The organism is Marinobacter sediminum (assembly GCF_016820575.1).
Classification (GTDB): domain Bacteria; phylum Pseudomonadota; class Gammaproteobacteria; order Pseudomonadales; family Oleiphilaceae; genus Marinobacter; species Marinobacter sediminum.
In genome coordinates, this window is the sequence record NZ_JAEMQH010000001.1 from 306,010 (window position 1) to 318,696 (window position 12,687).

Here is a 12,687-nt window from a genome sequence, read left to right on the forward strand (position 1 = left end):
CACCCCGGGTGCCGAGCCGGCTTCTGGCGTTACAACTGAAGCGAGCGCACTTCCAGGAATTCTTCCAGGCCCCATTTGCCGAATTCGCGGCCGATGCCGGAATGGCCGAAGCCGCCAAACGGCGCCTGGGGATTGAAAGCGCCACCGTTGACGAACACCTGCCCGGTGCGCAGCTTGCTCGCAACACGCTTGGCGTTGTCCTGGTCAGCCGACCAGACGGCACCAGAGAGACCGTAGGCGGTGCCGTTGGCAATGGAAATGGCCTCGGCTTCGTCGGTGTAGGGGATAATGCTCAGCACTGGTCCGAAGATTTCTTCCTGGGCCAGCCGGCTGTCGGGTTTTACGTTGCCGAATACCGTGGCCTGCACGAAGTAGCCCTGATCACAGCCTTGCGGTGCGTCCGGGCCACCAGCCACCAGGGTGGCGCCTTCTTCGATACCCAGCTTGATGAAATCCATCACCTTGTCGCGCTGTTGCGCGGAGGCCAGCGGCCCCAGGCGGGTGGTTTCTTCCAGCGGGTTACCCGGGGTCATTTTGGCCACTGCGGCGGCCGCCAGCTCACAGGCCTCATCGTGCCGATCCGCTGGCACCAGCAGGCGGGTTAACGCGGTGCAGGTTTGCCCGGAGTTGAGCAGGCAGTTGTTAACCGTGCCCTTAACGGCGGCCGCCAGATCGGCGTCTGGCAGCACCACCGAGGCGGACTTGCCGCCCATTTCCAGGGCAAAGCGTTTGAAATCTTCCGCAGCGGCGTGGGCAATCAAACTACCGGTGCGAGTGGAGCCGGTGAACGACACCATGCGCACGTCCGGATGATTGATCAGGGTATCCCCTACCGTTTCACCCAAACCACAGACCAGGTTGAAGACCCCTTTGGGCAGATCGGTGCCGTCGAGGATCTCCGCGAGGATGTAAGCACTCTGGGGAGCGATCTCGGAGGGTTTCAGCACCACCGTGCAACCGGCAGCAATAGCCGGCACGATTTTCAGGATGACCTGGTGCAGAGGGTAATTCCACGGCGTGATACAGCCCACCACGCCCACCGGTGCATACTGCACTTCCGAATTCTTCACCTGCTCGGTAAAGGCAAAGTCCGGCAGCAGTTTCAGGTAGCTCTTGGTGATGGTGGCGGGCAGCCCGGCCTGTATGCCGGTGGCCAGTTTGATGGGCATGCCCACTTCCCGACAGATGGTTTCAGCGATCTCGTCACTGCGGGCGGTCAGGCCCTCGTGCAGTTGTTCCAGCACTTTCAGACGCTGTTCCAGCGTGCTCTCTGACCAGGTGTCGAAGGCGTCATGGGCGGCGGCAATGGCCTGTTCCATAACCGCACGGTTGGACGACGGCACCTTGGCAATCACCTCACCGGTGGCGGCTTCGTGGACATCCAGGGTGTCACCGCGCCAATCAACCCACTGTCCGTTGATGTAGTTCCTGCTCAGATCGTTCATGCCTTTGCTCCTGACTTACCCACCATAATGAGATTGCGCTTACACCACTTCGAACAGCCCGGCTGCGCCCTGGCCACCGCCAACGCACATGGTAACGACCACGTACTTGGCACCGCGGCGCTTGCCTTCGATCAGGGCGTGTCCGGTCAACCGGGAGCCGGTCACCCCATAGGGATGCCCCACCGCAATGGAGCCGCCGTTCACGTTGAGCTTCTCCATGGGAATACCAAGGCGATCCCGGCAATACACCACCTGGGACGCAAACGCCTCGTTCAGTTCCCACAGATCGATGTCGTCCATGGTCAGACCATTACGCGCCAACAGGCGCGGAATCGCAAACACCGGTCCGATACCCATTTCATCAGGCTCGCAGCCGGCCACGGCAAAGCCGCGGAAGATGCCCATGGGCTCAATGTTGTTCTTCTCGGCATAGGTGCTGTTCATCACCGTACATACGGACGCACCGTCAGACAGCTGGCTGGCGTTGCCGGCGGTGACAAACTGACCCTCGCCCCGAACCGGGTCCAGGCCCTGCAGGCCTTCAAGGGTAGTATTCGGGCGGTTGCACTCGTCCCGGTTCAGGGTGACGTCGCGCTCACTGATCTCACCGGTCTCCTTGTTCTTGACCAGCATGGTGGCGTCGAACGGCACGATCTCATCATCAAACCGGCCCGCTTCCTGGGCCGCAGCGGTGCGCTGCTGGGAGATCAGAGCGTATTCGTCCTGGGACGCGCGGCTGACCTGGTAACGCTGAGCCACGATATCCGCCGTTTCAATCATCGCCATGTACAACTCAGGCTTGTGCTTCATCAGCCATTCATTGCGGGCATGAAAGCTATTGAGCTTGTCGTTCTGTACCAGGGAGATGGATTCCACACCACCGGCGACCATGGCCGGCACCTTTTCCGACACCACGCGCTGGGCAGCGATGGCGATCGACTGGAGCCCGGAGCTGCAGAAGCGGTTGATCGACAGGCCTGCCGTGGTTGCCGGCAATCCGGCCCGGAGGGCCGCCAGGCGAGCGACATTCTTACCCTGGGCGCCTTCGTGGAAGGTGGCGCCGAGGATGACGTCCTCGACCACACCCGGGTCGATTCCGGCACGCGCGACCGCGTGCTCAATCACATGGCCGGCCAGGTCGACACTGTGGGTGTTGTTCAGGGCGCCCCGGTAGGACTTGCCCAGGCCGGTGCGCGCGGTGGAAACAATAACTGCATCAGACATGTCAGATAGCCTCAGTTCGTTCAGAGATCAGCGAAGGATTTACCTTCGGCCACCAGACGCTTGAGCAGAGCCGAGGGCTTCCACTGATCACCGCCGATGTCATCGTGGTACTTTTCCACCGCGTTCAGGATGGTATCCAGGCCCAGCTGGTCGGCCCAGAACATGGGGCCGCCCCGGTAGGCCGGGAAGCCGTAACCGAAGATCCACACCACATCGATGTCCAGAGCCCGGTCGGCGACGCCCTCTTCCAGAATCTTGGCGCCTTCGTTGATCATCACAAACATGCAACGCTCAAGGATTTCCTGATCGGTGATGTCCCGTGGAGTGATGCCCTGTTCCTTGCGGAAGTCGGCGATGATGGCGTCGACAGCCGGATCGGGAATCGGCTTGCGGCTGCCTTCCTCGTAGCGGTAAACGCCGGCCATGGTCTTCTGGCCGAGGCGGTCCTGTTCGGCAAGTTTGTCCATCCAGCTCAGGGGTACGTCCTCACCGGAGTTGCGGCGTTCCTGGCGGATGCGATAACCCACGTCGATGCCAGCCAGATCCGACATGGCGAACTGGCCCATCGGGTAGCCCAGGTCGGTCAGCACCTTGTCCACCTGCTGCGGTGTTGCACCCTCGTTAACCAAAGCCATGGCTTCGGCACCGCGCTTGTGCAGCATGCGGTTGCCAACGAAGCCGTAGCAGTTGCCCACCAGCACACCCACTTTTTTGATTTTCTTGGCCACCGCCATCACCGTGGCTTTGACCTCATCCGAGGTCTTGCTGCCACGCACGTTCTCCAGCAGCTTCATCACGTTGGCCGGGCTGAAGAAGTGCATACCGACGACATCTTCCGGGCGCTTGGTGGCCGAGGCGATCTCATCGATATCCAGGGTGGAGGTGTTGGATGCCAGGATAGCGCCAGGCTTACACACGGCGTCCAGCTGGGCGAAGATTTCCTTCTTGATGGCCATGTTCTCGAACACCGCCTCGATCACCAGATCGACGTCCTTGAAGGCGTCGTAGCTGAGGCTGCCGGTGATCAGGGCCATGCGCTCCTCCACCTGTTCGGTGGTGATACGGCCTTTCTTCGCGGAGTTTTCGTAGTTCTTGCGGATGATCGCGAAGCCCTTATCCAGGGCCTCCTGTTTCACTTCCACGATGGTGACGGGAATGCCAACATTGGCGAAGTTCATGGCAATGCCACCGCCCATGGTACCGGCACCGATGATGCCGACACTGTTAACGTCGCGCACCGGGGTGTCTTTGGCCAGTCCCTTCACCTTGGATACTTCACGCTCGGCAAAGAACGCGTGGATCAGTCCGCCGCGCTGGGGCGAATCCATGCACTGGACGAACAGTTCACGCTCGCGCTTCATGCCTTCATCAAACGGCAGGGTGACCGCGGCTTCCACCGCATCCACGCACTTGAACGGCGAGAACAGGCCACGGGCCTTTTTCTCCAACTGGGCGCGGAACTCATCAAATACGTCACTGCCCTGATCGGCGGCGATCTTGTCGGTCAGATCACGAACCCGGCGCACCGGCTTGCCTTCATCGGCAATGCTGTTGGCAAAGGCCAGGCCGGCTGCCCTGATGTCGTCACCCTCATCGACGGCATCAACAATACCCAGTTTCAGGGCCTCGCTGGCACCGACAAACTCGCCAGTGGTGATCATTTCCAGGGCCTTGCGGGCGCCGGTCAGGCGCGGCAGGCGCTGGGTGCCACCGGCGCCGGGCAGCAGGCCCAGCTTCACTTCCGGCAGGCCAACTTTGGCACTACTCAGGGCAATTCGGTAATGACAACCCAGGGCCGTTTCCAGACCACCACCAAGGGCGGTGCCATGAATCGCGGCAACCACAGGCTTGTCACTGTTTTCGAAAACATTCATGACGTCAGGCAGCGATGGCTCCTGAATTGGCTTGCCAAACTCGCGAATATCCGCGCCGGCAATAAAGGTACGACCTTCACACACCAGCAACAGCACCTTGGCCTCGGAATCCTTCAGCCCTTGCTCCAGCGCGGCCAACAGGCCGGAACGAACCGCATGGCCCAGGGCATTCACCGGTGGGTAGTCCACAGTAATGACGCCAACGGTGCCTTCACGGTTATAAGTTACGACCTCAGACATAATCTCTCCTCGCCTAATATGGAATATAGTTTTAACAAGCGAAACTTGAGTACGATTTAATAGTAGATCTTGCGGGGTTTCAACCATCAATTAAAGAACAGGCACAAAAAAACCGCAGAGTTTCCTCTGCGGTTTTGTGCGTTAGCCCTCTGAGCCGGGGCGTTTACACGCCCAGAGATTCGATATCGCCGGCCAGCATGGCCAACTGGTGGGCGATGGACCCACGCAGCTTCTCACCGGACACCAGGTACGATGGCGCGGCACAGGTCAGCGCCATAATGGTGCCGTCCTGCAGGTGAATGGGCACGCCGGCCGAGTTGATGTTGCGATCCCACTCGCCCAGGGAGAGGCAGAAGCCGTGCTTCTCGTAATCTTCCCGGGCGCGCTCGAGCCCTTCTTTCTTTTCAAGCCAGCCTTCAGCTCCGTACTTCGCTTCCATGGCATCGTCGATAACATGACGTGCCTTATCGGTGATGGCGCAGTAGTATGCGCGGCCAGCGGAGGTGGTGGCCATCGGCAGCTTCAGGCCAATGTCCATGCGCAACAGGGAGGCCTCCGGCGGCAGGCGGTTCTCCACATAGATCATGTGCAGGCGATCACGGCAGGTCAGGCCTATGGACATGTTGGTCTGACGGGCAAACTCATCCATGTACGGCTTGGCAAGCTGGCGCACCTTCAGGTTTGACACATAAGCGTAACCCAAGGCCAGGACACCGGAGCTGAGCTGGTACTTCTCCAACTGCACGTTGTAGCTCAGGTATCCCAACTTGGTGAGGGTGTAGGTCATGCGCGAAACGGTAGGCTTGGGCAGACCGGTGATCCGGGCGATATCCTGGTTACCCAGGATGACCGAGCCCTGGCTGAAGGCGCGCAGAACGTCCAGGCCCCGGGACAGCGCCTCCACGAACTTGCGGTCTTTTTCCGGCTTTACCGGCTCGCCGTCACCGGAGGCAACCATCAGTTCCGGTGAGGTGGATTCTGCTTTCGACATAAAGGGGCGCCCTCCGACAGCGTCGCCTGAATCTGGTATCCGGGATATAAGTCCCATGAATAGAAATGATGCAGCATTTTAATCGTTGGTAAAATCAAGTACCACAGAACTCGTCAAAAAACGTTCAAAATTCGTGCCGGTTTTGAAACACTACTCCCTTATGTCTCAAGCAAACGGGCCATTTTGGTAATCATCACCCGTAATCCAGGGTACTTTTCGAGATATCATTCTGCCAAGCAGAACAGCATAACGAGATCATTTCGCTTTTTCGAACACGGAGGCTTCATGAAAGTGCTATTCGTCGCCGGGAACTCCAAACCCGAACGCTGGACCCAACCCATTCAGGCACTTCTGCCGGAAGCCGAGGTAGTGACCTGGCAACCCGATGGCGAGCCGGTTAACGCAGACTATGCCATTGTCTGGCGGCCGCCGGCGGAACTGTTCGCCCGGGAGCGCCACCTCAAAGCCATCTTTAATCTCGGAGCCGGCGTTGATGGCCTGATGTCACTGCCGGAGCTGCCCGCGGACCTGACCGTGGTTCGCCTTGAGGATGCCGGCATGTCGGTGCAGATGGCCGAGCACGTGCTACACCAGCTGCTGGAAATCAGCCGCGACATGCCGGTGTATCGGGCCCAGCAGAGTCAGCACCAGTGGCAACTACACCGGCCGATCAAACGCAGCCAATGGCCTGTTGGCGTCATGGGCATGGGCCAGATTGGCAGCCGCGTTGCCAACACCCTGGCCAGCCTGGATTACCCGGTGAATGGCTGGGCGCGCAGCGAGCACTCGTTGGCGGGCGTAACCACCTTTGCCGGCCCCGACGGTCTGGCGCCCTTTCTGCAGGCATCCCGCGTACTGGTCAACACCCTGCCGCTCACGGACGCTACCCGGGATCTGATCAATTACGATGTACTTAGCCAGCTCCAGCCCGACTCGGTCGTTATCAACGTTGGCCGGGGCGAGCACCTGGTTGAACACGACCTGCTCAAAGCCCTGGATGAAGGGCGGGTAGCCCGGGCCTCGCTGGACGTGTTCCGGCAGGAGCCTCTGCCCGCCGAACATCCCTTCTGGGAGCACCCGAACATCATCGTAACCCCCCACATGTCGGCGCGTTCACTGCGGGAATCCACGCTGGAACAGATCACCGCCAAAATCCGTGCGCACGCCCAGGGCCTGGTCATCACTGGCGTGGTCGACCGGTCACGGGGCTATTAGGGCCAGAAACATCAGCAAAAGCGGTACGGCCATGACCACGAACAGGCCATTCCAACGGAACGCCACTTTCCAGCGGGACACCTGACCGAATCGGGACAGCAGCATTACCGCGGGCCCGAAGGGTGACAACATCATGGCCAGTGAGAAGCCGATCACCAGGGCGACTGATACCGGCACCGGGTTCATGCCTTCAGCCACCAGCTGCGGCAGCAATCCGGCGAGAATACTGAGCACCGTGATTGGAATGATGCCAATCGCCGACAGCATCGGCAGCATCAGCAACCCGGCTGCGGCGAGCAGGAAGACGCCACCGTCTGAACTCGCCAGCCCGCTGAGGGAATCGCTTGGAATCACGCTGGAGAGTGCCACGCCCAGGATGGCAGAGGCCGCGAAGATGGCCATTTCATTGCTCATGGACACAATCTGACCGGCACTCTCCCGGACAATCGCCACCGGCGCACGCTCTTTCCAGAGCATGTACAACAGCGTAATCGCAGGCACCGCCAGCATCGCTGCCGCCGACACCTTCAATCCGGTCAGCACCACCAGCACCGCCATGGTGGTGAACACCACCAGCATCAGTGCCAGCAAACCCAAAGTGCCTGCAGGCCAACGCTCCAGGGCTACCCGCTCGGCACTGACCTGGCGAAACCGGCGCTGCTCCAGCAGCCAGCCCAGCAGGATCAGCCCCACGGCAACCAGAGCACCAAACGGCAGCAACGTTGACCAGTTCAACGCCGGCAACTCGCGGGTCAGGATGGCAACGGCGACACTGGTCGGCGCCACCAAAGGCACCAGGGCAAAGCCCCGCAGCACACTGATCAGCACACTGCGCAGCCAGCGCAGCCGCGATTGGCCGGTAATACCCCGCTCCCGCAGGGTGTCGGACAAGGTGCCGCAGAGCAGATTCATCATGCCGAAATTCAGCACCGAGGCGACACCACAACTGACCACCGCGTATTTCGGGTACAGCCAGAGTGGGCGCCCGCCGAGCAACACATCGTGGATTTGCCGCAGCACCTCAAAACGCCGGACCAGGCACTGCATCAAGCCCAGGCTTCCCAGAAATGCGGCATAAAAGCCGGCATCGGCGGATGCCTTCAGCAGTTGTGGCACCCCAAGCTGGCCGCGATAGGTCAGCCAGGCCGTAACCGACAGCGCCACCAAAAGAAGGCCCCGGGAATAGCCCTGCAGTCGCCGACCGGCAAACAGGAAGCCAACCAGAAACAGTCCTCCGGCCAGCGCGCTGAGCGGTTTGCTGGCCACGCACATGGCCAACAACTGCAACGCCACGGCACTGGTCAGTAACCAGTGCTCAATACCTTTTACACGGAATTCTGAGCTCGTCACACCGAACCCGGCGCCGGAAGCTTGTTGACTGCTTGCATTTTAAACACACCCGGATTAGTCTTTTCGCAACTCATTACAAAACTCTGTTTCGCTGAATGAAACTATACTAGCATAAATTACGCGGATTGCCCGACCACTATCTTAGTCAGGCTGGTCCGCCCACAATGACATACAGTCGCTTTAAATAGAGGAAGCCGCCATGAGCGCGTACATCTACGATGGCCTAAGAACCGCTTTCGGCCGTCACGCCGGTGCCCTGGCCAAAGTTCGCCCTGATGACCTTCTTGCCAGCGTGATCAAAGCCCTGGTGGAGCGCAACGCTTTCGCACTCGACGCCTATGAAGATGTGATTGCCGGCTGCACCAACCAGGCTGGAGAAGACGCCCGCAACCTGGCCCGTCACGCCGGCTTGCTGGCTGGCCTGCCGGTCGAGACCGGCGGCCTGACGGTGAACCGCTTGTGCGGCTCCGGCCTTGCCGCCATCATCGATTCTGCCCGCGCCATCCGCTGCGGCGAAGGCGACCTGTTTGTCGCCGGAGGCGCCGAGAGCATGAGCCGGGCGCCGTTTGTCATGGCCAAGAGCGAGTCGCCTTTCAGCCGCGACTTCCGGGCTTTTGACAGCACTATTGGTGCCCGTTTCCCGAACCCGCGCATCGAAGCCGACTTCGGCTCCGACAGCATGCCGGAAACTGCCGATAACATTGCCCGGGAACTGAATCTGGACCGGGAACTGGTGGACCAGTTCGCCGCCCAGAGCCAGGCCCGGTTTGAAGCTGCCCGCGCCGATGGCTTCTACGACAACGAAATCCTGCCCATTGAGGTGCCCCAGGGCCGCAAGAAACCGGCGCTGACCGTCAGCACTGACGAGCATCCGCGGCCACAGTCCACGGCGGAAGCCCTGTCTGGCCTGCGTCCTCTGTTTGAGGGTGGCGTAGTAACCGCCGGCAATGCCTCGGGTATCAACGACGGCGCCGCGGCCCTGATCATCGGTTCTCTTGAGGCCGGCGAGCGTGCCGGCATCCAGCCCCGGGCCCGCATTGTGTCGTCGGCCATCGCCGGCGTCTCGCCCGAGGTCATGGGTTATGGCCCGGTACCCGCCAGTGAGAAAGCCCTGGCCCGTGCCGGTCTGACGCTCAAGGATATGGACGTTATCGAAATCAACGAGGCCTTTGCTGCACAAGTTCTTGGCTGCACCACCCGGCTGGGCATTGATCCAACCGATTCTCGACTGAATCCGAACGGCGGCGCCATTGCAGTGGGCCACCCACTGGGTGCGTCCGGCGCTCGTATCGCTCTCACCGCCACCCGTCAGCTTGAACGCAGCGGCGGGCGCTACGCGTTGATCAGCATGTGCATTGGCGTTGGCCAGGGCATTGCTGCTGTTATCGAACGCGTTAACCACTGAATTTTACTGAGGAGAAACACCATGGCTCTGGCTTCTGCACCTTGGGATGACCTGCTGCAATTCGACAAGCAACTGGATGAGACCGAACGCCAGGTTCGCGACAGCATCCGCAGCTTTTGTGACCAACGCCTGATGCCCGGCATTATCGAGGCTAACCGGCACGAAACCTTCGATCGCACCATCTTCAACCAGATGGGCGAGCTGGGCATGCTCGGCGCCACCTTGCCGGAAGAGTACGGCGGCCCGGGCCTGAACCACGTGTGCTATGGCCTGATTGCCCGTGAAGTCGAGCGGGTTGATTCTGCGTATCGCTCCGCTTTGAGCGTGCAGTCGTCGCTGGTGATGCACCCGATCTACACCTTCGGTCAGGAAGCCCTGAAAAAGCGCATCCTGCCCAAGCTGGCGTCCGGCGAGCGGGTTGGGTGCTTCGGCCTGACCGAGCCCAACCATGGCTCCGACCCCGCTGGCATGGAAACCCGTGCCAAGAAAGTTGATGGCGGCTACCTGGTGAGCGGTTCCAAAACCTGGATCACCAACTCTCCCATTGCTGACGTATTCGTGGTCTGGGCCAAGCTTGATGGCAAGGTAACCGGCTTTGTGATCGAGCGCGATGGCGCCAAGGGGCTGGAGACACCCAAGATTCCGGGTAAATTCTCCCTGCGAGCCTCAGAAACCGGCTCCATCTTTATGGACGAGGTGTTTGTTCCCGACGAGAACAAGCTGGATGTGGAAGGCCTGAAAGGTCCGTTCAGCTGCCTGAACAAAGCCCGTTTTGGCATCAGCTGGGGTTCTTTGGGTGCGGCTGAATTCTGCTGGCACGCGGCTCGCAGCTACACCCTGGAGCGCATCCAGTTCGGTAAGCCGCTGGCGGCCAACCAGCTGATTCAGAAAAAGCTGGTCGACATGCAGACGGAAATCACCCTGGGCCTGCAGGCTGCACTGCAGCTGGGCCGGATGATGGACGATGGCACCGCCACGCCCGACGCCATCTCACTGCTCAAGCGCAACAACTGTGGGAAGTCCCTGGACATTGCGCGGGTTGCCCGTGACATGCACGGCGGCAACGGCATTGCCGACGAATACCACGTCATTCGTCACGTGATGAACCTTGAGGCCGTCAATACCTACGAAGGCACTCACGACGTTCACGCCCTGATCCTGGGCCGTGGCCAGACCGGCATTCAGGCCTTCAGCTGAACCACGTTCGCATCGGGTGCAAGAGCCAGCAGGGCGTTACACAGCTCGCAGTCTGGCTCTTTGCACTCGGTGATTGAATGCTGCACAAACTGCCGGGCTCGCTCCGGCTTTTCCTTTCTTAATACCCCAGTACAAATCGTCACGTGACGGTAGAGCGCCTCAATCGCCTCCAGTCGTGACCGATAGGGACCAAGCTCCGGAATTTCCCGGGTCTTCACCAGCCACCCCCCTTCCCGAGGCAGCAGGCGTTTTTCGACTTCGAACAACGGTCGGTTATCCATGATTCCAATCATCGTTTAGTACCTCCGTTAACGGACAAACCCCGGGAGCGGAAACCGCTGCCGGGGTCAGTCACTATCAGTACGCCATTAACGCACGCCAGAGCGGCGCAGTGCCGCAGGGGTGTACTCCCGCGAGCTACGCTCAGTGCCGTATACGTAGGGTTTATCTTCCTCGTTGGTCAAGCCCATCAACAGGTAGCGACCGGACAGCAGGTCGTACAGGGATTCAAAGGCATAGGCCGGGATATTGACGTCGTACATCTGCATCGTGTGCGCCTCAGCTACGCGCCACAGGTTGCCACGGCCGTCGTAGTGGTCGATCAGCGAGATCTGCCAGGAGTCTTCGTCAATGTAGAAGTCGCGCTGCTCGTATACGTGACGCTCTTCTTCCTTCAAGGTCGCCTTGACGTGCCATACACGGTGCAGCTCGTAACGAGTCAGGCTCTGGTCAACGTGACCCGGCTTGACGATGTCGTCGTAGCTCAGCTCGCCACTGGCCGCACGGTAGGAGTTGTACGGGATGTAGATCTCTTTCTTACCGACCAGCTCCCAGTTGTACTTGTCCGGCGCACCGTTGTAGAGGTCGAGGTTATCAGCGGTACGCTGACCGTCAGCCGCAGTACCCGGGCCATCGTAGGCGACGTTCGGCGCACGGCGAACGCGACGCTGACCGGAGTTGTACAACCACGCCCGGCGCGGCTCTTTAACCTGGTTGATGGTCTCGTGTACCAGCAGAACGTTACCGGCCAGACGTGACGGCGCAGTGATCCCCTGCTTGAAGTAGAACATCACGTTCGGATCATCAGACGGATCGTAATCAGAGAGCGCGACCCGCTCAGTGAATGACTCGGTGAATTTCACCGCGCTGAAGTCACCGTTGGGCTGCGGAGTAACCTGGGCCACGTTACGGTCGATCGAACCACCACGGTAGCGAGTGAGATGGTTGAAAATGACTTCCAAACCGTTCTGGGGAATCGGGAATGGGGTCGCGGTCTGGTAATTCTTCATACCGTTACCGCTTTCCACCAACTCAACCTGAGTGGCATTTTCAATCGTCTGCTGCATGACCTTTTCAGGATAAGTCGCGGTACGACGAGTCTGATAGACCGGAATGAAGTAGTCATCGTAGGTCTTGATCATCGCGACCTGGCCCGGAGTCAGGTTCTCCGAGTACTCATTCACGTTGCTCTGATCAATGCGGAACAGCTCCTTGTCCTCAGGGAACGGATCTACATAGCGACCGTCGTCCGGGTTAAAGCCCGCAGGCGGCTGGGTCAAACCACCATCCCAGGCCGGAATTTCATCACCGTTACCGGCCTTGGTGGCGCCGATTTTTGTCAGCGTATCGCCAAGCTTGGCCGCTTCCTCGGCCGAGACCGCCGCGAGGGCGGATCCCGAGGTCAGCAGGGCGCTGGCCACAGCGCCGTACATTAGGGTTCTCATGGTGCTCATCGAGTTAACTCCT

General features: G+C 60.0%; 10 protein-coding genes. 3 read left to right on the forward strand and 7 right to left on the reverse strand.

Annotation, left to right across the window (positions count from 1 at the left end; all coding sequences use genetic code 11):
• Positions 1-29 precede the first annotated feature (29 nt).
• The 4 genes from FGO67_RS01410 to FGO67_RS01425 all read right to left on the reverse strand — a co-directional run bounded on the left by FGO67_RS01410 (position 30) and on the right by FGO67_RS01425 (position 5,741).
• On the reverse strand, positions 30-1,445 hold the full coding sequence (locus FGO67_RS01410; RefSeq protein ID WP_203298956.1) for an aldehyde dehydrogenase family protein: 1,416 nt from the start codon (positions 1,443-1,445) through the stop codon (positions 30-32).
• A gap of 39 nt (positions 1,446-1,484) precedes the next feature.
• A complete protein-coding gene (locus FGO67_RS01415; protein ID WP_203298957.1) occupies positions 1,485-2,669 on the reverse strand; it encodes an acetyl-CoA C-acyltransferase in 1,185 nt (394 codons plus the stop codon).
• A gap of 20 nt (positions 2,670-2,689) precedes the next feature.
• The gene (locus FGO67_RS01420) at positions 2,690-4,783 is read right to left on the reverse strand and encodes a 3-hydroxyacyl-CoA dehydrogenase NAD-binding domain-containing protein (RefSeq protein WP_203298958.1); all 2,094 of its coding nucleotides are present in this window, start codon (positions 4,781-4,783) and stop codon (positions 2,690-2,692) included.
• Between the two features lie 163 nt (positions 4,784-4,946).
• Positions 4,947-5,741, reverse strand: coding sequence for an IclR family transcriptional regulator (locus FGO67_RS01425; RefSeq protein ID WP_238942213.1), 795 nt, complete (start codon positions 5,739-5,741; stop codon positions 4,947-4,949).
• A 318-nt stretch (positions 5,742-6,059) separates the two neighbouring features.
• Here FGO67_RS01425 and FGO67_RS01430 point away from each other — a divergent pair, with 318 nt between their 5' ends.
• Entirely contained in the window at positions 6,060-6,989 is a 930-nt protein-coding gene (locus FGO67_RS01430) for a 2-hydroxyacid dehydrogenase (protein ID WP_203298960.1), read from the forward strand.
• Here FGO67_RS01430 and FGO67_RS01435 read toward each other — a convergent pair.
• Entirely contained in the window at positions 6,975-8,261 is a 1,287-nt protein-coding gene (locus FGO67_RS01435; RefSeq protein ID WP_203299916.1) for a hypothetical protein, read from the reverse strand. The two genes, FGO67_RS01430 and FGO67_RS01435, sit on opposite strands and share 15 nt — an antisense overlap.
• 277 nt (positions 8,262-8,538) lie before the next feature.
• On the opposite strand from FGO67_RS01435, the gene FGO67_RS01440 reads away from it, so the two are divergent.
• Positions 8,539-9,744 (forward strand): 3-oxoadipyl-CoA thiolase, encoded by a 1,206-nt coding sequence (locus FGO67_RS01440; RefSeq protein WP_203298961.1) that lies wholly within the window; start codon positions 8,539-8,541, stop codon positions 9,742-9,744.
• 21 nt (positions 9,745-9,765) lie between these two features.
• Positions 9,766-10,941 carry an acyl-CoA dehydrogenase gene (locus FGO67_RS01445; protein WP_203298962.1) on the forward strand — a complete coding sequence of 392 codons (1,176 nt, stop codon included), beginning with the start codon at positions 9,766-9,768 and terminating at the stop codon, positions 10,939-10,941.
• Here the strand turns inward: FGO67_RS01445 and FGO67_RS01450 are convergent.
• Complete coding sequence (locus FGO67_RS01450; RefSeq protein ID WP_203298963.1) at positions 10,926-11,222, reverse strand: hypothetical protein; 297 nt, start codon at positions 11,220-11,222, stop codon at positions 10,926-10,928. The genes FGO67_RS01445 and FGO67_RS01450 overlap by 16 nt on opposite strands.
• Positions 11,223-11,309: 87 nt before the next feature.
• On the reverse strand, positions 11,310-12,674 hold the full coding sequence (locus tag FGO67_RS01455; RefSeq protein ID WP_203298964.1) for a DUF1329 domain-containing protein: 1,365 nt from the start codon (positions 12,672-12,674) through the stop codon (positions 11,310-11,312).
• Between the last annotated feature and the right edge of the window lie 13 nt (positions 12,675-12,687).